Raw genomic sequence first — 21,982 nt, 5'->3', positions numbered from 1 at the left:
CGATGGCTTTGACCGACGTGGAGGTCTTGCAGGCTTCTTTGGCGACCTGCAGTTTGAATCGAGCTTCGTACCTGTTCATGTATCCCTCGGGGTTGGATCTGGCGTCCAACTCCCGGGGGTCACTTCAAGGATGGGTTTACGGCGTGTCCCGCCATCTGTACCCGTCCCGCCAAACCCACAGCAACCCAGAGCCGCTTTGGCTTTGGCCGTTGCTTTCAGCTTCTGCCCGCCGCAGGCGGACCACCGCGCGTCAGCGCGGCACCTCCACATCCAACCCGATCGGGCAGCTCACGCCGGTGCCGCCGATGCCGCAGTAACCGTTCGGATTCTTCGCCAGGTACTGCTGGTGGTAGTCCTCGGCGTAGTAGTACTCCGGCGCCGGGTACACGATCTCGGTGGTGATCGGGCCATAGCCTGCCGCAGCCAGCTGCGCCTGGTAGGCCTCGCGGCTGGCCAGCGCCGCCGCGTACTGCGCCTCGTCGGTGGCGTGGATCGCCGAACGGTACTGGGTGCCGGTGTCGTTGCCCTGGCGCATGCCCTGGGTCGGGTCGTGGCTCTCCCAGAACAGCTGCAGCAGCCGCTCCAGGCTCACCACCGCCGGGTCGAACACCACCTGCACCACCTCGGTGTGGCCGGTCAGGCCTGAACAGACCTCTTCATAGGTGGGGTTCGGGGTGATGCCACCGGCATAGCCCACCGAGGTGCTGTACACGCCCGGCTCGCTCCAGAATTTGCGCTCGGCGCCCCAGAAGCAGCCCAGCGCGAAGCGGATCTGCTGCAGGCCGGCGAACCGGTCCTTCAGCGGATGGCTGTTCACGAAGTGCTGGTTGCTGTGCAGCGGCAGCGGCTGCTCGCGGCCCGGCAATGCCTCTTCCGGGCGCGGCAGGCGCTGCTTGAAGGCCCCGATGCCGAGGATGCCCTGTCCGATTCCCAACATGATGCGCTCCTACGCCGGAAGGCCGGCAATGTCGTCGGCATCTGAAATGGGGTCGCCGGGGGCGTGGCCCAAGTCCAGCGCGGCGACGATCTCCTCGGCCTGCGGGCGCGCGGCGTCGGGAATACCGACCCGCAGCACGCCGAACAGCGGCAGCTCACCCATGCCACCCAGCAGCGACTCACCGAACACGAAGGCCGGGATGCCGGCGTCTTCCAGCGCGTGCTTGACCAGGTGGGCGTCGAACAGATTGTCGGCCTTGTACACGATGTGCATGGGGCGGCTCCGTGGGACAGGATTCCAGCATACGCCGGGGGGCTGAATGGTGCCGCTGCGCTCGCCGGGCATGGCCCGGCGCTACCGGTGCGGGATGGAAGCGCCGGGCCATGCCCGGCGAGCGTAGCGGCAACCCGGGCAGCCCTTCCCGGTAAGCGTTAGACTGGCAATCTTTCTGCCTCACTTTCGCCGACTCATGTCAGAGCACACCCCCGCCAGCCCCGAGACCCCCGCCGACAGCCACGAGAAGCGCGATTTCATCCGCCAGATCGTGCGCGAGGACCTGGCCAGCGGAAAGCACCAGGCGATCAAGACCCGCTTCCCGCCGGAACCCAACGGTTACCTGCACATTGGCCACGCCAAGTCGATCTGCCTGAACTTCGGCATCGCCGGTGAGTTCAGCGGCGTCTGCAACCTGCGTTTCGACGACACCAACCCGGCCAAGGAAGACCCGGAGTACGTGGCCGCGATCCAGGACGACGTGCGCTGGCTGGGCTTTGAATGGAACGAGCTGCGCCACGCCTCGGACTACTTCCAGACCTATTACCTGGCCGCCGAGAAGCTGATCGCCGACGGCAAGGCCTATGTGTGCGACCTGTCGGCCGAGGAAGTGCGCGCCTACCGCGGCACCCTGACCGAACCGGGTCGTCCCTCGCCGTACCGCGACCGCAGCGTCGAGGAAAACCTCGACCTGTTCCGCCGCATGCGTGCCGGTGAGTTCCCCGATGGCGCGCGCACCGTGCGCGCCAAGATCGACATGGCCAGCGGCAACATCAACCTGCGCGATCCGGCGCTGTACCGCATCAAGCACGTCGAGCACCAGAACACCGGCAACGCGTGGCCGATCTACCCGATGTACGACTTCGCCCATGCACTGGGCGATTCGATCGAGGGCATCACCCACTCGCTGTGCACGCTGGAATTCGAAGACCATCGCCCGCTGTACGACTGGTGCGTGGACAACGTCGACTTCGCCCACGATGACGCGCTGACCCAGCCGCTGGTCGACGCCGGCCTGCCGCGCGAAGCGGCAAAGCCGCGCCAGATCGAGTTCTCGCGCTTGAACATCAACTACACGGTGATGAGCAAGCGCAAGCTGATGGCGCTGGTCACCGAACAGCTGGTGGACGGCTGGGAAGACCCGCGCATGCCGACCCTGCAGGGCCTGCGTCGCCGTGGCTACACGCCGGCGGCGATGCGCCTGTTCGCCGAGCGCGTGGGCATCAGCAAGCAGAATTCGATGATCGATTTCAGCGTGCTGGAAGGCGCGCTGCGCGAAGACCTGGACAGCGCCGCGCCGCGTCGCATGGCCGTGGTCGACCCGGTCAAGCTGGTGCTGACCAACCTGGCCGAAGGCCACGAAGAGCAGCTGACCTTCAGCAACCACCCGAAGGACGAAAGCTTCGGTACCCGCGACGTGCCGTTTGCACGTGAGGTATGGATCGATCGCGAGGACTTCGCCGAAGTGCCGCCGAAGGGCTGGAAGCGCCTGGTTCCCGGTGGCGAAGTGCGCCTGCGCGGCGCCGGCATCATCCGCTGCGACGAAGTGATCAAGGATGCCGACGGCACCATCACCGAGCTGCGCGGCTGGCTGGATCCGGAATCGCGCCCGGGCATGGAAGGCGCCAACCGCAAGGTCAAGGGCACCATCCACTGGGTCAGCGCCGTGCATGGCGTGCCGGCCGAGATCCGCCTGTACGACCGCCTGTTCTCGGTGTCGAACCCGGACGACGAATCTGAAGGCAAGACCTACCGCGACTATCTCAATCCGGAATCGCGCCGCACCGTCACCGGCTATGTCGAGCCGGCTGCTGCCAGCGCTGCGCCGGAACAGTCGTTCCAGTTCGAGCGCACCGGCTACTTCGTTGCCGACCGCCGCGACCACACCGAAGCCAAGCCGGTGTTCAACCGCAGCGTGACCCTGCGCGACACCTGGTCGGCCTGAGCACCTGCGCGGGCGCCGCGAAGGCGCCCGCGTCATCCTGCACCTGCCTCATCCTCTGCTGAAGCCTGCGTAGCCGACCTTCGGTAGCGGCGGGCCTTGCTGCGCGAGCGCAGGCACGTGATGCCACCGCGCAACCGCTGCCTGCATCATCCCCTCCTCGTCCCTGTCAGGCCCTGCCATGTCCGCTGCACCGAGTGCACTTCTGCCGCTGCTGCAACAGGTCCTGCTGGGCCGTGACATCGCCTGCACCGTCGACGGTGACGACCTGCGGCTCGACAGCGGCCTGCAGCTGACGCCGCACAGCGTCTCCAGCAACGAACGCGACAACGGCGGCTGGCAGACCTCCACCGTCATCGAGACCCGTCACGCCGGCCTGTTCGCCGATGGCCTGTTCGAATACCAGCACGCCAATGGCGCGACCGAACAGGAGTCGTTGCTGTCCGGCTTCGACACCTGGGTGCGGGTGGATCTGGCGACCCTGCAGGCCGCCGTCGGTGCCGAAGACGCGCCGGATCTGCCGATGATGGGCCTGACCTACCCGACCGGCGACGAAGGCGAAGAACACGAGCGCACCGTGGTGCTGGGGCCGCTGGCCCATTACCGCGCCCGCGAACTGGACGACGCTGCCGCGTGCAGCGAGGATGACCACGGCTCCTGCCCCTGTTGCCTGTTCACCAAGAGCATCGACGCCTTCGACGACCTGCTGAAGGCCCGCCACTTCCTGGCCATCCGCCTGTTTGCGTCGCGCGACGAGCAGGGCCAGTGCGAAGCGGACTGCCGGGTCAACGGCCATGACTTCGCCCCTGCCCTGCCGCTGCTGCGCGCCTACGCCGCGCGCTGGCCGCAGGCGGGGCTGGAGTTCCGCAAACAGTACGTGGTGATCCGCACCGGCTCACCGTCACCGGCCTGAATCCAGCGCGCACGCCCGGTACATGCCACTGCCGCTACACTGCGCGCCGACATCTGCTGCACCTGTTCCTTTCACTCCCAACGAGGCACCCCCGCGATGCTGTACGCGCAAGTCCACCTGACCCTTCCCGCCTGGATCCACGACCAGATCGACCTGGATCGTCGATATCCGGGCGACGAGGCCAAGGTCGCGCTGGCGATCGAGCTGTCGCGGTTGAACGTCGACCACGCCAGTGGCGGCCCGTTCGGCGCCGTGGTGTTCGGGCCGGATGACAAGGTGATCGCCGCCGGCGTGAACCGGGTGATGCCGCACTCGACCTCGCTGGCGCACGCCGAGAACATGGCCTACATGCTGGCCCAGCAGCGCCTGCAGACCCCGCGCCTGAACGCGGTGCTGTCGCCGATCACCCTGGCCACCAGCTCGCAGCCGTGCTGCCAGTGCTACGGCGCCACCGTGTGGGCCGGCATCGACCGCCTGCTGATCGGCGCCAGTTCGGCCGACGTGGAAGAACTGACCCCGTTCGATGAAGGCCCGCTGCCGGCCGACTGGGTGGGCGAACTCAACAAGCGCGGCATCGACGTGGTGCAGGGTCTGAACCGCGATGCGGCGCGCAGCGTGCTGCGTGCCTATGGGGAAAGCGATGGCGCCCGTTACTGAGACCGGCATCGGCCTGCTGTGCCTGTGCCGGCAGGGCTTCGAGCCCGAGCTGGCCGGCGAACTGCAGTTCCGCGCAGGTGCTGCCGGTTTTGCCGGTTACGCCCGTACCCAGCGCAATGATGGCTACGTGCTCTTCATGTGCGATGAAGCCGCGGCGCTTGCACCGCGACTGCCGTGGCGCGAGCTGATCTTCGCCCGCCAGAAGCTGGTGGTGCTGGCCGAGCTGCCGCAGCTGGACCCGGCCGACCGCATCACGCCGATGCTGGAGGTGCTGGCCGAAGCGCCGCGCTTTGGTGATCTGTGGGTGGAGCATCCCGATTCGGATGCCGGCAAACCGCTGTCCGGACTGGCGCGTGCATTCGGTAATGCCCTGCGCCCGGCGCTGCGCAAGGCCGGCAAACTCAGCGACAAACCCAACGCACGCCTGCCGCGCCTGCACGTGGTGTTCGTCGATGGCACCCACGCTTTCATCTGCGTGGCCAACCCGGACGACAGTGCCCCCTGGGCATTGGGCATTCCGCGCCTGAAGCTGTTGCCCGACGCACCCTCGCGCTCGGCGTTGAAGCTGGACGAGGCACTGCTGACCCTGCTTGCCCCGGAAGAACGCGAAGCGCTGGTTCGCCCGGGCATGCGCGCGGCCGACCTCGGCGCGGCACCGGGCGGCTGGACCTGGGTGCTGACCCGCCAGCACGTGCATGTGCTGAGCATCGACAACGGCCCGCTGCGCCAGCACGTACTGGACACCGGCCTGGTCGAGCACCTGCGTGCCGATGGCTTCCATTGGCACCCGGAACAGTCGCTGGACTGGATGGTCTGCGACATGGTCGAGCAGCCGCGTCGCGTCGCCGAACGCATGGCCACCTGGTTCCGCGAGGGCTGGTGCAGGCACGCGATCTTCAACCTGAAGCTGCCGATGAAGAAGCGCTGGGACGAGACGCGCCTGTGCCTGGACCTGTTCCAGGACCAGGCCGGCAAGCCGCTGGTGGTACGTGCCAAGCAGCTGTACCACGACCGTGAGGAAATCACGGTGCTGGCGTCGCCGTTGCGCTGATGAACGCCCCGCGCATCTTCCTGCTGCTGTGTACCGCGTTGCTGGCATCGCCGGCACTGGCACAGCCGGTGCGCCCGCAGCCGGCGCAGAGTGCTCCGTTGCGCGATGACAGTGGCGTGGTCCGCCAGCAGTCACTGTCGGCTGGTCGTGTGACCGGCAGCGTCGACATCGTGGTACCGCTGGGCGAAACCCCGGTAACGGTGCGTTCGCTGGCGCCGGCCAGCGTGGTCGGCCAGTACCGCATCCATTTCGCCGAGCTGGACGTGGACGGTGATGGCTTCATCAGCCGTGAGGAGGCGCAGGCGAACCCGGCGCTTGCCGACGAGTTCAACGCATTGGACGTGAAGCGCCGCGGCACGCTGGACCGCGCCGATCTGGCCGGTTGGCTGGTGGATTGAGGCCGCTGCGGTAACGGTATCCGCGCATGGCGTGGATCTACCGACGGCGGTAGCGCCGGCGGATGATCCGGGGCACGCGCGCCAACCAAGGTTGGCGTCTACCAGAAGCGATTCGGCGCGGGCCCGCATCACCCGTGGTTGGTAGTTGCCAACCTTGGTTGGCACCCAACGGTCACACCCCTGCGGCGCGCTTCCAGAAGGCCTGCACCAGCGGCGGCCACTTGCCGACGCAGCCCAGCGCGCGGCCACGCGCCAGGGTCAGGTGCATTTCATCGTTGGAGAACAGCCCGTTGATCGCGTCGAAGCTGTAGGCGGCGACCTGGTTGTCGCTGCGACGCTCACGCGCCCAGCGCTGCACGCGCTGCGGCGACAACCGGGGTTGCCCACGCCGTTCGGCCGATGGCGCCAGCCAGTGCTGCAGGGCGGCGACGTCGCGCAGGCCGAGGTTGACGCCCTGTCCGGCCAGCGGATGCACCACGTGGGCAGCATCGCCCAGCGCCAACACGCGACCGGCCACGTAGTGGCGGGCCAACTGCCGGCGCAACGGGAACGCCGCACGCGGCGAGGCCAGCCGCAGTTCGCCCAGGCGCGCGGCGAAGGCGCGGGTCAGCTCACGATTGAATGCGTCTTCGTCCAGGGCCAGTACGCGTGCCGCCTCGTCGTCGGGCAACGTCCAGACGATGGAGCTGCGACGCTCGGCCACCGGCAACAACGCCAGCGGACCGGTCGGCAGGAAACGCTGCCAGGCCGTGGCCTGGTTGGGCAGCTCGCTGTCCACATAGGCGACCACGCCGCGCTGCTGGTAATCGTGGCGCTCGACCTCGATCCCGGCCAGTCCGCGCAGGGTCGATTCCGCACCGTCGGCGGCCACGGCCAGCGCGGCTTCGATGCGACGGCCATCATCCAGGCGCAGGCGCACACCGTGCTCGTCCTGTTCGAGCGCTTCCACGCGGGCCGGGCAATGCAGCTCCACGCCGGCGGCCGGCAGCGCCGCCCACAGGCGATCCTGCAGCAAGCCGTTCTCGACGATGAAACCCAGTTCGCGACGGCCGAAGCGGTCCGCGTCGAACAGCAGGTCGTCGCCACCGGCGGCGTCCCACACCTGCATGCGCCGGTATGGCCAGGCGCGCGCCTGCGCGATCATCGGCCACACGCCGAGTCGCTGCAGCAACTGCACGTTGTCGGCAGCGAAGGCGAACACCCGCAGGTCCGGCTGTGCAGCCTGCCATGGTGCAGGTTCACGACCTTCCACCAATGCCACTGCAAGACCAGCGTCGGCCAGGGCCAGCGCACAGGCAGCACCGACCACGCCGCCGCCCACAATGGCCACGTCCAGGCGTGCGCGGCGGTTCATGCGGCTTCTCCACGGCACAGACGCGGCACGTCGCCACGGAAGCCCATCGCACCGCCGACCAGCATCGACTGCACCGAGGCGCGCTGTGCAGCCACCAGGCCCAGGCTGCGCAGGGGGCGCAGCAGCGGCGCCGGATTGCTGGTCAGGCGGGCCAGACCGCCGGAGAACGCCACCGTCTGTCGTCGATCCTCCTCGCGGCGGGCTACGTAGGACCGCAGCAGCGCATCACTGCCGGCGTCGCCCTCCACTTCCAGCAGCTCGGCCAACGTCAACGCATCGCGCAGGCCGAGGTTGAAGCCCTGTGCACCCAGCGGGTGGATGGTCTGCGCGGCATTGCCAAGCAGCACCGTGCGCTCCCCAACCAGCGCGCGCGCCAGTACCTGGATCAGCGGATAGGCGCTGCGCGGACCGGAGTCGAGCAGGCGACCCGCACGCCAGCCGATGGCCTGCTGCAGGCGCTGCAGCCACGCGCTGTCGTCCAGTGCCATCACCGCCTCGGCCTGGTCACGGGCAACGCCGTGCACGGTGCCGAAATGGCGGTCGCCACGCGGCAGCAATGCCGTCGGCCCGGTATCGGTGAAGCGCTCCCACGCGGTGCCATCGGGCGCACGCTGGCTGCGCACGCGGGCCACGAACAGCGTCTGCTGGAAATCGTGGCGATCAACTTCGATGCCCAATGCATCGCGCACGCCGCTGCTGGTGCCGTCGGCACCGACCACCAGCCGCGCCAGCAGCACGCGCTCGCCGCTGTCATCGGCCACCCGCACCTGGCGGCAACCATCAATCACATCACCCAGACCGAGGAAACGCATCGGACGGTAGCGGCGCAGTCGTGGCAGCTCCTGCAGCCGGCTTTCCAGCGCCTGGCCGAAATCACGCGCGACCACCACCTGGCCGAACCACGGCCGGTCGTAATCTGCTGCAGCGAGCTGCACGCGGCCAAAATCACCGGCGCGGCTGACATGGATGCGGCGGATCGGGCCGGGCGCCATCGACAGCTTCTGCATGACCCCCAGCGCGGTCAGCGCATTGATGGTGGCTGCGGCAAAACTGAGGTTGCGCTGGTCGAACACCGCTGGCAGTTCGCCGGCCGGGCTGGCTTCGAGCAGGCCCACGTCGCGGCCCAGCCGGTCCAGGGCGATGGCCAGGCTGGCACCCACCAGACCGCCACCGACGATCAGCACGTCATGTCGTTCACTCATGGGCGCATGATACGCGCTCGCCGCGCCTGCATGCCCGGCACGGCCCCGCCTGCGCCAAGCGTCGCGCCGGGCTAGAATGAAACCTGAATCCGCTCCGGCCCCCACCGCCATGTCCGACTCCGCACCCCGCGCCTTCGTCCTGTCAGTGCTCGTGCTGTTGATGGCGGCGACCCGCGTCAATCACTTCGCGGCAATCCCGGACGCCTCCTGGGCCGTGTTCTTCATCGGCGGCTTCTACCTCGCCCGCTGGACCCGCTGGGCGTTCCCGCTGCTGATGGTGTTCGCGGTGCTGGTCGACTGGATCGTGATCCGCAGCAGCGGCCTCGATTTCTGGCAGCACTACTGCGTGTCGCCGGGCTACTGGCTGCTGTTGCCGGCATACTTCGCCATGTGGGCCGGCGGCATGCTGCTGGGCCGCAACTACCGCAGCGCGCAGTGGTCGGTGCTGGGCAAGGGTGCGTTGCTGCTGGTGGTGTCGGTGGCGCTGTGCCATCTGCTGGCACAGGGCGGCTTCTACTGGACCAGCCAGAACGTGGCCGAGCCGACGGTGGCCGGCTGGGCGCAGAACTACGCACAGTGGTTCGGTCCCTACCTGCGCACCACCGCGATCTACGTGGCCCTGGCCGCCGCACTGCAGCTGGCCGTGGAGCAGGTGCTCAAGCTCCTGCAGGCCCGCCGCGACATCCACCACTGAGCCGCGCCATGGGTCATCGCCTCTCGCGCATCTACACCCGCACCGGCGACGACGGCAGCACCGGCCTGGGTGACGGCAGCCGGGTCGGCAAGGATGATCTGCGTGTTGCATCCTATGGCACCGTCGACGAAGCCAATGCCACGCTCGGCCTGTTGCTGGCCGTGCCGCTGCCGGAGGACGTCCGCACGCTGGTCGTGCACCTGCAGCACCAGCTGTTCGATCTGGGCGCTGAACTGTGCGTTCCCGGCCATGCCGCGATCCACGCCGCCGACGTATCGGCCCTGGAACAGCAGCTGGACCACTACAACGCCGACCTGCCGATGCTGAAGGAGTTCATCCTGCCGGCCGGTGGCGAGGCCGCCGCGCGCTGCCACCTGGCGCGCACTGTCGTCCGCCGCGCCGAGCGCGACACGGTGGCCCTGGCCCGTGTTGAACCGGTACGCAGCGAAGCGCTGCAGTACCTCAACCGGTTGTCAGACCTGCTGTTCGTGCTGGCACGGGTGCTGGCACGGGCCGATGGCCACGGCGAAGCGCTGTGGCAGCCACAGCATCGCCAGCGCTGAGCCGCCATGCTGGTCTTCACCCATCCCGCCTGCCTGCTGCACGATCCCGGCCCTGGCCATCCTGAATGCCCGCAACGCCTGCAGGTGGTGCTCGACGCGCTGCATGAGGCCTTCCCCGGCCAACTGGAGTGGCGCGAAGCGCCGCCGGCCAAGTTCGGTGAACTGACCCGGGTCCACGACAGCGCGCTGCTGGATCTGGTGCTGCAACCGCAGACCGCGCCGCTGCGCCAGCTGGACATGGACACCTGGACCTCGCCGGGCTCGGCCAGTGCCGCGGTGCATGCCGCCGGTGCAGGTGTCGCGGCCGTCGATGCGGTGATGCTGGGTGAGGATCCGCTGGCCTTCTGCGCGGTGCGCCCGCCCGGCCACCATGCCACCAGCAGCACCGCGATGGGCTTCTGCCTGCTCAACAACATCGCCATCGCCGCCGCCTACGCCCGCGACCGCCACGGTCTGGAACGGATCGCGGTGGTCGACTTCGATGTCCACCACGGCAACGGCACCCAGGACATCTTCCAGCACGACGCCCGGGTGTCCTACTACAGCACCCACCAGGCCGGACTGTTCCCCGAATCCGGCCTGCGCCGTGACCGCGGCGCCGGCAACCTGATGAACATCCTGCTGCCACCGGGCAGTGGTGGCTTCCGCTTCCGCAACGTCTGGGCCGACGAGATGCTGCCGGCGATCGACGACTTCCGCCCCCAGCTGCTGCTGATCTCGGCAGGCTTCGATGCCCACCTGCGCGATCCGCAGGCCGACCTGATGCTGGAGACCGACGATTTCGCCTGGATCACCCGCGAACTGCACGCACTGGCACGCCGCCATGCCGCCGGCCGGGTGGTGTCGATGCTGGAGGGCGGATACGACCTGCAGGCCCTGGCCGAGTGCAGCGTGGCCCATCTGCAGGCACTGATGGCGACGCCTTCCGGCAACGGGCCTGGATGAACCCGAACCGGCAATCCGGGGAGGCCTTCATTGCCCCTATGCAAGGGATGGGGCAAGCTACCGTCCGTTTTCGCCCGAATCCGAACCGCGTGCGCCGAGCCCTCCGCCTGCTTCCCCTGCCCCTGAGCATCGCCGTCTGCCTTCCGGCATGGGCTGATGACAAGCCGCTCAACTGGGGCCTTTGCCCGGCCACGGACGTGATCCCTGCGTTCACCGACGCGCCGACGCCGGTGCCCGGCCAGGACAAGGCTGCCGCCAGCGCTGCGCGCGAGCAGCAGCCCACCGACATCGAGGGCGACCAGTTGCTGGGCACCACCACCGTGCCGCAGTACCAGGGCAACGTGGCGCTGCGCCGGGGCGACCAGTTCGTGGGTACCGACAAGCTCAGCTTCGATACCGAAAGCGGCAACTATGTCGCCGACGGCAACGTCCGTTACCAGGATGCGTCGATCCGGATGGTCGCCAAGCGCGCCGAGGGCAACCAGGAAAGCGACACCCACAAGATCACCGACATCCAGTACCAGCTGGTGTCCCGCCGCGGCAATGGCGAAGCCGAATCGGTCGACCTGCAGGGCGCGGTCGGGCAGATGCACCGCTCCACCTACACCACCTGCGACCCGTCGCAGCCGGTGTGGCGGCTGACGGCGCCGGAAATCGAAGTCGACAACGACGAAGGCTTCGGCACCGCCCGCAACGCGGTGCTGCGGATCGGCAAGGTGCCGATCCTGTGGGCGCCCTACTTCAAGTTCCCGATCGATGACCGGCGCAAGACCGGCCTGCTGTTCCCGCAGCTGGGCATGTCCGGCCGCAACGGTTTCGATTACGCACAGCCGATCTACTTCAACCTGGCGCCGAACTACGACGACACGTTGACCCCGCGTTACATGAGCCAGCGCGGCCTGATGCTCGACAACGAGTTCCGCTACCTCTACGAAGGCGGCCGCGGCGAACTGCTGACCGCGTTCATGCCCAACGACAAGCTGCGCGACCGCGACCGCGGCCGGGTGATGTTCGGCGGCTACCACAACCTCGACGACCACTGGCAGGCGCGCGCCAACCTGGCCTGGGTCAGCGACGAGCGCTACGTGGAAGACTTCGCCAACCGCCTGGTGGGGGTCACCGCGTCGAACCTGCAGAGCACCGTCGGCCTGTACGGCACCGGCAAGAACTGGACGGCCGGCATCATGGCCGACCGCTGGCAGCTGACCGACTACACCCTCAACGAGAGTGCGCTGGCCTACAACCGCCAGCCGCGCCTGTACTTCAACTGGGACAAGCCGCTGCTGCCGTGGCTGGAGACTGGTGTCTACGCCGAGGCCGTGCGCTTCACCCACGACGACATCAACTTCAAGTACGGCGCCGATGCGGGACCCGACCTGCAGTACACCCGCAATGGCAGCCGGCAGACCGACGGCGTCGGTGTCAGCGGCGGCTCGCGACTGGACCTGAAACCCTACGTGTCGTTCCCGATCAGCGGCGCGGCCTGGTATGTCACGCCGACGCTGGCCCACCGCTATACCGGTTACCAGCTGGACCGTGGCCTGGTTGATGGCGTGAACGGCATCCGCGGCCAGATCCTGCGCTCGCAGGGAATCGACCCGGCCACCGCCACCCCCGAACAGCTGCGCGGCAATACCTCGCCCAGCCGCAGCCTGCCGATCGCCAGCCTTGATGCCGGTCTGTTCTTCGATCGTGAGACAAAGATCGGTGGCAAGTCGTTCCTGCAGACCCTGGAGCCGCGCCTGTTCTACCTGCGTACGCCCTACCGCGATCAGGACGAGCTGCCGATCTTCGATACCCGCGACTTCACCTTCAGCTGGGGCCAGCTGTTCCGCGATTCGCGCTATACCGGCGCCGATCGCCAGAACGATGCCAACCAGCTGACCATGGCGCTGAGCACCCGCTTCATCGACCAGACCACCGGCAAGGAACGCTTCTCGGCCTCCATCGGCCAGATCCAGTACTTCGACGAATCGCGGGTGACCGTGACCCCCGGCGGCGCGCCGGTGGAAAAGGGCAAGTCGGCCTGGATCGCCGACGGCAACTACATGATCAACGACCGCTGGACGCTGGGCGCCACCTACCAGTGGGATCCCAAGTACAAGCGTGAAGACCTGGCCAGCGTGCGTGCCCGCTACCTGATGTCCAACGATGGCGTGGTCAACCTGAGCTACCGCTACCGGATCAATTCCGGTGCCCCGGCCAATGCCAACAAGCATGACCGTACCCTGCTGGAACAGGCCGACCTGTCGTTCCTGTACCCGCTGAACGAGCGCTGGAGCCTGGTGGGTCGTTATTACTACTCGCTGCAGGACAAGGAACCGCTGGAGATCATCGGTGGCGTACAGTGGGACAGCTGCTGCCTGGCCGTGCGCGCCGTGGCCCGCCGCTACGTACGCAACCGCGAAGGCGAAATGAACAACTCCATCCAGCTCGAGTTCGTGCTCAAGGGCTTGAGCTCCCTCGGCCAGGACACGGACCGCACTTTGCGCCGTGCTATCCTCGGCTACAACCGCGACGACCTCTATCTCGTGCCGCCCAGCAACACCGGAGCGACCCGCGATGACTACGATCCGAATCAGATCCCATGACCAAGAGCTTCCCCGTTCTCCTCGCATCGCTCCTGGCGGTGTCCAGCGTGTCCGCCCCCCTGCAGGTTCTTGCGCAGGAGGCCCAGCCGTTGGACCGCATCGCTGCTGTCGTCGATGAGGACGTGATCCTGCAGAGCGAGCTCCAGCGTGCGATCGCCAACATCAAGGCGCAGTACGCCGGCCGCGAGGCCCAGCTGCCCCCTGATGATGTGCTCAGCCGCCAGGTGCTCGAGCGCCTGGTGCTGGTCAAGCTGCAGGTGGCCCGTGCACAGGGCAGCGGTATCCATGTCGGCGACCAGGAACTGACCCAGGCGATGAATGCCATCGCCCAGCAGAACGGTTCGACCCTGGACGCCCTGCGTCAGCGCCTGGCCCATGACGGCATCGATTTCAACGATTTCCGCGCCTCGGTGCGTGACGAGATCACCGTGCAGCGCCTGCGCCAGAGCTTTGCGCAGAGCCGCATCAGCGTCAGCGAAGGCGAGGTCGATGCTGCCCTGAAGCAGCAGGCCGATGCCGGCAACCAGTTCCACCTGGCACACATCCTGGTCGCCCTGCCCGATGGCGCCAGCGCCGAGCAGATCGCCACCGGCCAGAAGAAGGCCGACGGCGTGAAGGCCCTGCTGGACAAGGGCGAACTGGACTTCAATGCGGCGGCCGTGCGTTATTCCGACAGCCCCAATGCACTGGAAGGCGGCGACCTTGGCTGGCGCACCCTGGATGAAATCCCGGCGGCGTTCGCGCAGACCATGCAGCAGATGAAGCCCGGCGAAGTGGTCGGTCCGATCCGCGGCCCGAGCGGCTTCCAGCTGCTGAAGCTGGTGGAAGTGCGTGACGCCAGCGCGGCGGCAGGCACCCATACGGTCACCGAGTACCACGGCCGCCACATCCTGGTGCGCGTCGACGATGCACAGTCCGACGCAGCCGCCAAGGCCAAGATCGATACCCTGCGCGCCCGCATTGCCGGCGGTGCCGACTTCCAGCAGGTCGCCAAGGAATCGTCCGAGGACACCAACAGCAAGGGCCAGGGCGGCGATCTGGGCTGGTTCCCGGCTGACGCGTTCGGCCCGGCCTTCGGCCAGCAGGTGGCAGGCATCCAGGACGGCGGCGTGAGCCAGCCGTTCCGCACCGATGCGGGCTGGCACATCGTGCAGCGCGTAGGCACCCGTCAGACCGACGTGGGCAGCGACAACCAGCGTGCCCAGGTCCGCGAGACCATCGGCCGCCGCAAGCTGGAAGACGAGTACAACCGCTTCCTGCAGGAACTGCGTGGCGAAGCCTACGTCAGCTTCCGCAGCGGTGACCGGGCGGAAAATACCGCCACGCCGCCGCAGTCCTGAGCCATGCTCCCCGAGCTCGCTCTGGTACCGGGCGAGCCCGCCGGGATCGGCCCGGAGATGTGTGTTCGACTGGTCCAGCAGCCGCGCGATGATTGCCGGCTGCTGGCATTTGCCGATCCGGACACCCTGCGCGCGGCCGCTGCCGCGCTGAACCTGCCCCTGCAGCTGCTGCCCGAAGATGCGCATGCCCGCGTCCCGGGTGACCTGCGCCTGCGCGCCGTCGCCAACAGCACCCCCAGCCGTTTCGGCCAGACCGACCCTGCCAACGCGGGCGCGGTGATCGCTGCCCTGCTGGGTGCCGGCCAGGCCTGCCTGTCCGGTGAACTGCACGGCGTGGTGACCGGCCCGGTGCACAAGGCAGTGATCAACCAGGGCGGCATCGCCTACAGCGGCACCACCGAACTGCTGGCCGACCAGGCCGGGGTGAAGGTGGTGATGATGTTGGCCAACGACATCGTCCGCGTTGCCCTGGCCACGACCCACCTGCCGCTGCGCGAGGTCGCCGATGCGATCACCGCCCCCGGCCTGGAACACACCCTGCGTACCGTGCATGCCGCGCTGCGCCGCGAGTTCGGCCTGGCCGCACCGCGCATCGCCGTACTTGGCCTGAACCCGCATGCCGGCGAAGATGGCCACCTCGGTCGCGAGGAGCTGGATCTGGTCATCCCCTTGCTGCAGCGCCTGCGCAGCGAGGGCATGGACCTGATCGGTCCGCTGCCGGCCGATACCGCATTCCTGCCGGCCAAGCTGGCCGGCTTCGACACCGTGCTGGCCATGTACCACGACCAGGGCCTGCCGGTGCTGAAGTACTCCGGCTTCGAGCAGGCGGTGAACCTGACCCTGGGCCTGCCCTACCCGCGCGTCGCGGTCGACCACGGCACCGCGCTGGATCTTGCCGGCCGCGGCATTGCCGATCCTTCCAGCCTGCAGGCCGCCACAACGCTGTGTGCGCGGCTGGCGCGGCAACGTACACTGAGCACATGACTTCCCCGCATTCCCCCTCCGGCCCGGTGTTTTCCGCCCCGGCCAAGAAGCAGCTCGGCCAGCACTTCCTTGCCGACCGCTACTACATCGACAAGATCGTGATGGCGGTCAATCCCAGGGACGGCGACCGCCTGGTCGAGATCGGCCCGGGCCAGGGTGCGATCACCCTGCCGCTGCTGCGCGTGCACCCGAAGATGACGGTGATCGAGTTCGACCGCGACCTGATCGCGCCGTTGACCGCCGCCGCCGAACCGCTGGGTGAACTGACCATCGTCAACCGCGACGTGCTGCGGGTGGACTTCACCGAGCTTGCCGATGGCCAGCCGATCCGCCTGGTCGGCAACCTGCCCTACAACATTTCCTCGCCGATCCTGTTCCATGCGCTGGAACACGCTGCGGTGATTTCCGACATGCACTTCATGCTGCAGAAGGAAGTGGTCGATCGCATGGCCGCCGGTCCCGGCAGCAAGGTGTTCGGCCGCCTCAGCGTGATGCTGCAGGCCTACTGCGAGGTGACCTCGCTGTTCGTGGTGCCGCCGGGTGCGTTCAGGCCGCCGCCGAAGGTCGATTCGGCCGTGGTGCGTCTGATACCGCGCGACCCGGCCACCATCAACATCAAGGACCACAAGCGCTTCGCCGACGTGGTCAGGGCCGCCTTCGGCCAACGCCGCAAGACCCTGCGCAATGCCCTGAACAACGTGGTCAGCGCCGAGCAGTTCGTGGCCGCCGGCGTGCGTCCCGACGCCCGCGCCGAACAGCTGGACGTGGCTGAATTCATCGCTTTGGCCAATGCCTCCTGATTACACTGCTGGTATGGAAGACGCTGACGTTTACGCCATCTCCGTCGAAGTCGCGCCGCGCTTCCTCGACGACCAATCCGCACCGGAAGACGGTCGCTATGCGTTCGCCTATACGATCCGCATCCACAATCAGGGCCGCGTTGCCGCGCGCCTGGTCGCACGCCATTGGCGCATCACCGATGCCAACGGCCGCGTCGAGCATGTCGATGGCGATGGTGTGATCGGCGAACAGCCGCGACTGCGTCCGGGTGAAGACTTCCATTACACCTCAGGTGTCATGCTCGGCACCGAGCACGGCACGATGCAGGGCCATTACGACATGGTGGCCGACGATGGCACCGAATTCGCCGCGCCGGTCGCACCCTTCGTGCTGGCCATCCCGCGCACCCTGCACTGACACGGAGGCCGAACGATGAGTGTATGGGCGATCGGCGACCTGCAAGGCTGCTATGACGTAACCCAGCGCCTGCTGGAAAAGATCCGGTTCGATCCGGCGCAGGACACCCTGTGGTTCTGCGGCGACCTGGTCAACCGCGGCGGACAGTCGCTGGAAACGCTGCGGCTGGTGCATTCGCTGCGCGAACACAGCGTGGTGGTGCTCGGCAACCACGACCTTTCGCTGCTGGCCGTCGGTGCGCGCACCGAAGAGGAACAGCGCAAGGTCAACCCGGACCTGCTGCGTATCGTCCAGGCCGAAGACCGTGACGTGCTGCTGGACTGGCTGCGCCTGCAGAAGCTGGTGCACGTGGACCGTGAGCTTGGCTGGATGATGGTGCATGCCGGCCTGGCCCCGAAGTGGACCACGCAGATGGCCGAGAAGCATGCGGCCGAAGTGGAAGTGCAGCTGCATGGCGCCGGCTACCGCAAGCTGTTCCGCAACATGTACGGCGACAAGCCCAGCTGGGCGCCGAACCTGACCGGCTACGAGCGCTCGCGGGCAATCATCAACGTGCTCACGCGCATGCGTTACTGCACCTCGCGCGGCCGTATCGGCATCGAGGACAAGGGCACACCGGGCACCCAGGAACAAGGGCTGTATCCCTGGTTCGAAGTGCCGGGCCGGGTCGAGCGCGACCTGAAGGTGGTCTGCGGCCACTGGTCCGCGCTGGGCCTGACCATCACCCAGGGCATCCACGCGATCGACACCGGTGCAGTGTGGGGCGGCAAGCTCACCGCGATCCAGCTCGACACCGATGAGCTGCGTGTGGTGCAGGTACCGGGACGCGATGTGCCGGCACCCGTCGCCAACGCGCGGCCGCCTGCGCGGCCTGCCCATGAGCGCGCGGCAGGGCAAGGCAAGGACAGCGGCCAGGGCAACGGCAACGCTGCAACGGCCGGCGCCCCCGGCAACCGTGGTCCGCGTCGGCGCCGCCGCCGTGGTGGCGGTGGCGGTGGCGGTGGTGGCGGCAACAACAACGGCACGCCTCCTTCGGCATGACGCCAGGCAACCGCGCACCATGGACGGTGCTGCTGCTGACGCTGGCCCTGGCCAGCGGCTGCCAGCCCACGTCGTCGCCAGCGACCGCCGGCGCCGACAAGGCCGCCGACCCTGCATCGGCCCCCACACCTTCACCACCGCTGGTCGCTGCCGCCCGCGCGCAGATCGGCGTCACCACCCGCTACGACCCTGCCTATCAGGTGCTGGCCTACCCCGGTGGCGACGTGCCCGCTGACCGCGGCGTATGCACCGACGTGGTGGTTCGCGCCCTGCGTACGCAGGGGCTGGACCTGCAGGTCCGCGTGAACGAAGACATGCGCGCTGATTTCAGCGCCTATCCAGCGCTGTGGGGCCTGTCGCGACCGGATCGGAACATCGACCATCGGCGCGTGCCCAACCTGATGCGCTGGTTCGATCGCCAGGGCTGGCAGCAACCGATCGGTGCGCGCGCCAGCGACTTCGCGGCCGGCGACATCGTTGCCTGGAAGCTCAACGGCAACGGCCTGCTGCACGTGGGCATCGTCTCCGACCGGCGCCTGGCCGACGGCACGCCGCTGGTGCTGCACAACATCGCGCGTGGCACGCGGGAAGAGAACCTGCTGTTCCAGCACGCGATCATTGGGCATTACCGGATGCCGCAAACGATCCTGTAGCGCCGAGCCATGCTCGGCTGCGATTTGTGCCCGCCAAAAGCAGCCGAGCATGGCTCGGCTCTACCGGACTCCGCGCTCAACGTCGCACGTAATGCACGAAGCGGAAGGCGTAGGCATGGCGTTCGTCAGCGGGATGCGGCTCGCTGCTCACCTCCTGCCAGTCACCCGGGTCCAGCTCGGGGAAGTGGGTGTCGGCCGGTACTTCGGCATCCACCCAGGTCAGGTACAGATCACTGGCCTGGTCCAGCAGCTGGCGGAAGATCTCGCCACCGCCAATGATGCACAGCTCGCTGGCACCCTCACCTTCTGCAATCGCTTTCGCCTCGTCCAGCGAGGCCGCCGCACGCATGCCCTCGAACGGCACCTGGCCGCTGCGGGTCAGCACCAGGTTGGTCCGCCCCGGCAGCACGCGGCCGATCGATTCGGCGGTCTTGCGCCCCATCAGGATCGGCTTGCCCAGGGTCAGCGCCTTGAAGTGCTTGAAGTCGTCCGGCAGGTGCCAGGGCATGGCATTGCCCTGGCCGATGCCACGGTTGCGATCCAGCGCAACGATCATCGAGAGTTTCATTTGTCGGGGTACAACTCGTTGAAAATTTTCATTGCCGCACTACGTCCACCAAGGACTGTTGCAACCGCTGAGCAATAGAGCAGGAACAGAATTCCCGCAGTCGTGGGCTTAAGGCCAGTAATCATTACCCAAAGGTCGACATCCTTTCCCGCAACTGCAGCATTGGCGACTGCAAGGAGAGGTGTAATCAACACACCGACCGTCAATGCAACAGCCAAAGACCCGGACATCGACATCAACCCCTCCGCCAGCTTTTCCCTTGATTTCCGTGAATGTTTGCTCATCGTTCCTCCGCTTCGTGAACCCGAGGAACAATCTGCATCAGTCAAGTCTCACCTGCTGATACGCATCATGCCAAGCGTCAATCACACCGCCACCGGTGCCTTGATCGCCGGATGCGGATCGTAGCCGTCGATGCGGATGTCGTCGAACTGGAAGCCGAACAGATCGGTCACCTCCGGGTTCAACCACAGCGACGGCAGCGCGCGCGTATCACGCGACAGCTGCTCGCGGGCCTGCTCGAAGTGGTTCGAATACAGGTGCGCATCGCCCAGCGTATGCACGAAATCGCCGACACCCAGGCCGGTGGCCTGCGCCACCATGTGGGTCAGCAGCGCGTAGCTGGCGATGTTGAACGGCACGCCGAGGAAGATGTCACCGCTGCGCTGGTACAGCTGGCAGCTGAGCTTGCCGTCGACCACGTAGAACTGGAACAGGTTGTGGCACGGCATCAGCGCCATCTGCGAGAGCTCGCCGACGTTCCAGGCACTGACCACCAGCCGCCGCGAATCCGGGTTGCGCTTGATCTCGTCCACCAGCCACTGCATCTGGTCGATGCTGCCGCCGTCGGCCGTGGCCCAGCTGCGCCACTGCTTGCCGTACACCGGGCCGAGATCGCCGTTGTCGTCGGCCCACTCGTCCCAGATGCGCACCTGGTTGTCCTTGAGGTAACCGATGTTGGTATCGCCCTTCAGGAACCACAGCAGCTCGTGGATGATCGAGCGCAGGTGCAGCTTCTTGGTGGTGACCAGCGGAAAGCCGTCGTTGAGGTTGAAGCGCATCTGCCAGCCGAACACGCTGCGGGTGCCGGTGCCGGTGCGGTCGCTCTTCTCCGCGCCGTGTTCGAGCACGTGCGAGAGCAGGTCCAGGTAGGCCTTCATGCCTTGCCCTCCACCACCACCAGCGGCTGCGGCTGCAGCACCGGCGCCCGGCGCGACAGCACCAGCAGCACCAGGCCGAAGGCGATCAGCGGCACGCACAGGATCTGGCCCTTGGTCAGCCAGCCGAACGCCACATAGACGCCGTTGTCGGGCATGCGCACGAACTCCACGGCGAAGCGGAAGATGCCGTACAGCAGCGCGAACAGGCCGCCAATCAGATAGCGATGGCGCGGCTTGGCCGACACCGTCCACAACACCACGAACATCACCAGCCCTTCCAGCACCGCTTCATACAACTGCGACGGATGGCGGGCGAACTGATTCAGCGCGCCGCTGGCGAACTGCGACTGCAGGGTGGCGTGGTCGAGCTGGTTCAGCGGTGCCGGCAGGCCGGACGGGAACACCACGCCCCAGCTGCCGTCGGTGTACTTGCCCCACAGTTCGGCGCCGATGAAGTTGCCGACGCGGCCAAAGCCCAGGCCCAGCGGCACCAGCGGCGCCATGAAATCCATGGTGTCGAAGAAGTGCAGCGCGTGCTTGCGCGACCACCACCAGCAGGCGGCGATCACGCCCAGCAGGCCACCGTGGAAGCTCATGCCGCCGTCCCACACCTTGAACAGCAGCAGCGGGTTGTGCAGGAAATCACCCAGCGCGTAGAACAGCATGTAGCCGATGCGGCCGCCCAGCACCACGCCGAGCATGGCGTAGAACAGCAGGTCGGAGAAGCCGTTGGCATCGACGCCCGGCAGGCGCCCGTCGGCGATCCGCTTGCGCCCCAGCAGCCAGGCGGCGGTGAAGCCGAGCAGGTACATGATGCCGTACCAGTGCACTTTGATCGGTCCCAGCGAGAGGGCGATGGGGTCGATGTCGTGGAAATAGATCATGAAGGGCGCCTTGCAGGGATGCCGATATTCTAGCGCCGCCCGGGAGCGGCCTCGCGGCGGCCCCGGTCACGCGATTGCCGGGCTTCAGCCCAGGATCTGCGGCGTGTCCGGCAGGCCGTCCTGATCGGACCGCGCCGAGGCCGGAAAGTGCCCTTCCAGCAGGGTGGAAACCTCATCGATGGCATCGCGCAGCGCCGCCACCGGCTGCGATCCGCGCAGGCCCTCGCGCAGGTGGGTGCAGACCCGCTGCCATTGCTCGGGCGCGACCCGCCCCTGCAGGCCGCGGTCGGCGACGATCTCGATGGCATGGTCGGCCAGCAGCAGGTAGATCAGCACGCCGTTGTTGTGGGCGGTATCCCAGCTGCGCAGGCGGGCGAAGGCATGCTCGGCCGCCTGCCGCGGGGTGACCTTGTGCCACAGCGCGTGCAGCGGCAGGTCGGCCTCGACCGCGAACATCACCTGGCCGCCATGGCGCTGCTCGCCTGCGGCGATCGCCTCGGTGATCGCCTGCAGCGTGGCCGGCGGAAACGCCCGGCGTACCGATGGCGAAAACAGATGCCTGCAGAGACGCTGGATCATCACCAGCCCCCCGACGCGCCGCCGCCGCCGGAACGGCCACCACCACCGCCCCAGCC

24 protein-coding genes are annotated in these 21,982 nt (G+C 67.5%); 15 read left to right on the top strand and 9 right to left on the bottom strand.

Annotated elements, in window-relative coordinates:
• Positions 1 to 250: 250 nt before the first annotated feature.
• Positions 251 to 916 (bottom strand): peptide-methionine (S)-S-oxide reductase MsrA, encoded by a 666-nt coding sequence (gene msrA, locus GIW57_RS21745; protein ID WP_089241180.1) that lies wholly within the window; start codon positions 914 to 916, stop codon positions 251 to 253.
• Positions 917 to 946: 30 nt separating this feature from the next.
• Entirely contained in the window at positions 947 to 1,210 is a 264-nt protein-coding gene (locus GIW57_RS21740) for a DUF2007 domain-containing protein (protein ID WP_100463080.1), read from the bottom strand.
• Between the two features lie 196 nt (positions 1,211 to 1,406).
• On the opposite strand from GIW57_RS21740, the gene GIW57_RS21735 reads away from it, so the two are divergent.
• The 5 genes from GIW57_RS21735 to GIW57_RS21715 all read left to right on the top strand — a co-directional run bounded on the left by GIW57_RS21735 (position 1,407) and on the right by GIW57_RS21715 (position 6,171).
• Positions 1,407 to 3,155, top strand: coding sequence for a glutamine--tRNA ligase/YqeY domain fusion protein (locus GIW57_RS21735; RefSeq protein WP_236512831.1), 1,749 nt, complete (start codon positions 1,407 to 1,409; stop codon positions 3,153 to 3,155).
• 178 nt (positions 3,156 to 3,333) lie between these two features.
• On the top strand, positions 3,334 to 4,065 hold the full coding sequence (locus GIW57_RS21730) for a DUF6348 family protein (protein ID WP_180166802.1): 732 nt from the start codon (positions 3,334 to 3,336) through the stop codon (positions 4,063 to 4,065).
• A gap of 96 nt (positions 4,066 to 4,161) precedes the next feature.
• Positions 4,162 to 4,722, top strand: coding sequence for a nucleoside deaminase (locus tag GIW57_RS21725; RefSeq protein ID WP_059066057.1), 561 nt, complete (start codon positions 4,162 to 4,164; stop codon positions 4,720 to 4,722).
• Positions 4,706 to 5,773, top strand: a complete 1,068-nt coding sequence (rlmM, locus tag GIW57_RS21720) for a 23S rRNA (cytidine(2498)-2'-O)-methyltransferase RlmM (protein WP_236512829.1) — start codon at positions 4,706 to 4,708, stop codon at positions 5,771 to 5,773. Before GIW57_RS21725 ends, rlmM begins: the two co-directional genes overlap by 17 nt.
• Positions 5,773 to 6,171: an EF-hand domain-containing protein gene (locus tag GIW57_RS21715; RefSeq protein WP_236512827.1), complete on the top strand. Its 399-nt coding sequence runs from the start codon at positions 5,773 to 5,775 to the stop codon at positions 6,169 to 6,171. The genes rlmM and GIW57_RS21715 overlap by 1 nt, the downstream gene beginning before the upstream one ends.
• Positions 6,172 to 6,343: 172 nt before the next feature.
• Here GIW57_RS21715 and GIW57_RS21710 read toward each other — a convergent pair whose 3' ends face one another.
• Positions 6,344 to 7,525 (bottom strand): UbiH/UbiF family hydroxylase, encoded by a 1,182-nt coding sequence (locus tag GIW57_RS21710; RefSeq protein ID WP_236512825.1) that lies wholly within the window; start codon positions 7,523 to 7,525, stop codon positions 6,344 to 6,346.
• Entirely contained in the window at positions 7,522 to 8,727 is a 1,206-nt protein-coding gene (gene ubiH, locus GIW57_RS21705; protein ID WP_236512823.1) for a 2-octaprenyl-6-methoxyphenyl hydroxylase, read from the bottom strand. The genes GIW57_RS21710 and ubiH overlap by 4 nt, the downstream gene beginning before the upstream one ends.
• A 109-nt stretch (positions 8,728 to 8,836) precedes the next feature.
• Here ubiH and GIW57_RS21700 point away from each other — a divergent pair, with 109 nt between their 5' ends.
• From GIW57_RS21700 to GIW57_RS21655, 10 genes are all read left to right on the top strand, one after another.
• Positions 8,837 to 9,421: a hypothetical protein gene (locus GIW57_RS21700; protein WP_236512821.1), complete on the top strand. Its 585-nt coding sequence runs from the start codon at positions 8,837 to 8,839 to the stop codon at positions 9,419 to 9,421.
• Positions 9,422 to 9,429: 8 nt separating this feature from the next.
• Positions 9,430 to 9,984 (top strand): cob(I)yrinic acid a,c-diamide adenosyltransferase, encoded by a 555-nt coding sequence (locus GIW57_RS21695; RefSeq protein ID WP_100463054.1) that lies wholly within the window; start codon positions 9,430 to 9,432, stop codon positions 9,982 to 9,984.
• A 6-nt stretch (positions 9,985 to 9,990) separates the two neighbouring features.
• On the top strand, positions 9,991 to 10,929 hold the full coding sequence (locus tag GIW57_RS21690) for a histone deacetylase family protein (RefSeq protein ID WP_100551605.1): 939 nt from the start codon (positions 9,991 to 9,993) through the stop codon (positions 10,927 to 10,929).
• Between the two features lie 89 nt (positions 10,930 to 11,018).
• The gene (gene lptD / locus GIW57_RS21685) at positions 11,019 to 13,520 is read left to right on the top strand and encodes an LPS-assembly protein LptD (RefSeq protein WP_236512819.1); all 2,502 of its coding nucleotides are present in this window, start codon (positions 11,019 to 11,021) and stop codon (positions 13,518 to 13,520) included.
• Positions 13,517 to 14,860, top strand: coding sequence for a peptidylprolyl isomerase (locus tag GIW57_RS21680; protein ID WP_100463045.1), 1,344 nt, complete (start codon positions 13,517 to 13,519; stop codon positions 14,858 to 14,860). The genes lptD and GIW57_RS21680 overlap by 4 nt, the downstream gene beginning before the upstream one ends.
• 3 nt (positions 14,861 to 14,863) lie before the next feature.
• Complete coding sequence (gene pdxA, locus GIW57_RS21675; protein ID WP_236512817.1) at positions 14,864 to 15,844, top strand: 4-hydroxythreonine-4-phosphate dehydrogenase PdxA; 981 nt, start codon at positions 14,864 to 14,866, stop codon at positions 15,842 to 15,844.
• Positions 15,841 to 16,644: a 16S rRNA (adenine(1518)-N(6)/adenine(1519)-N(6))-dimethyltransferase RsmA gene (gene rsmA, locus GIW57_RS21670; protein WP_089238873.1), complete on the top strand. Its 804-nt coding sequence runs from the start codon at positions 15,841 to 15,843 to the stop codon at positions 16,642 to 16,644. The genes pdxA and rsmA overlap by 4 nt, the downstream gene beginning before the upstream one ends.
• Before the next feature lie 13 nt (positions 16,645 to 16,657).
• The gene (gene apaG / locus GIW57_RS21665) at positions 16,658 to 17,041 is read left to right on the top strand and encodes a Co2+/Mg2+ efflux protein ApaG (protein WP_025877914.1); all 384 of its coding nucleotides are present in this window, start codon (positions 16,658 to 16,660) and stop codon (positions 17,039 to 17,041) included.
• Positions 17,042 to 17,056: 15 nt separating this feature from the next.
• Positions 17,057 to 18,082, top strand: coding sequence for a symmetrical bis(5'-nucleosyl)-tetraphosphatase (locus GIW57_RS21660; protein WP_180166793.1), 1,026 nt, complete (start codon positions 17,057 to 17,059; stop codon positions 18,080 to 18,082).
• Positions 18,079 to 18,735: a DUF1287 domain-containing protein gene (locus tag GIW57_RS21655; protein WP_236512815.1), complete on the top strand. Its 657-nt coding sequence runs from the start codon at positions 18,079 to 18,081 to the stop codon at positions 18,733 to 18,735. Before GIW57_RS21660 ends, GIW57_RS21655 begins: the two co-directional genes overlap by 4 nt.
• A gap of 76 nt (positions 18,736 to 18,811) precedes the next feature.
• Here GIW57_RS21655 and GIW57_RS21650 read toward each other — a convergent pair whose 3' ends face one another.
• The 5 genes from GIW57_RS21650 to GIW57_RS21630 form a co-directional block, all read right to left on the bottom strand.
• Positions 18,812 to 19,303, bottom strand: a complete 492-nt coding sequence (locus GIW57_RS21650) for a dihydrofolate reductase (RefSeq protein WP_236512813.1) — start codon at positions 19,301 to 19,303, stop codon at positions 18,812 to 18,814.
• On the bottom strand, positions 19,300 to 19,587 hold the full coding sequence (locus tag GIW57_RS21645) for a hypothetical protein (protein ID WP_236512811.1): 288 nt from the start codon (positions 19,585 to 19,587) through the stop codon (positions 19,300 to 19,302). Before GIW57_RS21645 ends, GIW57_RS21650 begins: the two co-directional genes overlap by 4 nt.
• 81 nt (positions 19,588 to 19,668) lie before the next feature.
• Positions 19,669 to 20,463 (bottom strand): thymidylate synthase, encoded by a 795-nt coding sequence (locus tag GIW57_RS21640; RefSeq protein WP_236512809.1) that lies wholly within the window; start codon positions 20,461 to 20,463, stop codon positions 19,669 to 19,671.
• On the bottom strand, positions 20,460 to 21,347 hold the full coding sequence (gene lgt / locus GIW57_RS21635; RefSeq protein ID WP_100463020.1) for a prolipoprotein diacylglyceryl transferase: 888 nt from the start codon (positions 21,345 to 21,347) through the stop codon (positions 20,460 to 20,462). The genes GIW57_RS21640 and lgt overlap by 4 nt, the downstream gene beginning before the upstream one ends.
• Positions 21,348 to 21,431: 84 nt before the next feature.
• The gene (locus tag GIW57_RS21630; protein WP_236512832.1) at positions 21,432 to 21,926 is read right to left on the bottom strand and encodes a TPM domain-containing protein; all 495 of its coding nucleotides are present in this window, start codon (positions 21,924 to 21,926) and stop codon (positions 21,432 to 21,434) included.
• Positions 21,927 to 21,982: the final 56 nt, after the last annotated feature.

The organism is Stenotrophomonas sp. PA-6-5C (assembly GCF_021605635.1).
GTDB lineage: Bacteria > Pseudomonadota > Gammaproteobacteria > Xanthomonadales > Xanthomonadaceae > Stenotrophomonas > Stenotrophomonas lactitubi.
The sequence above is the reverse complement of the archived record's forward strand: the minus strand, read 5'-3'. Positions and strand labels throughout refer to the sequence as shown.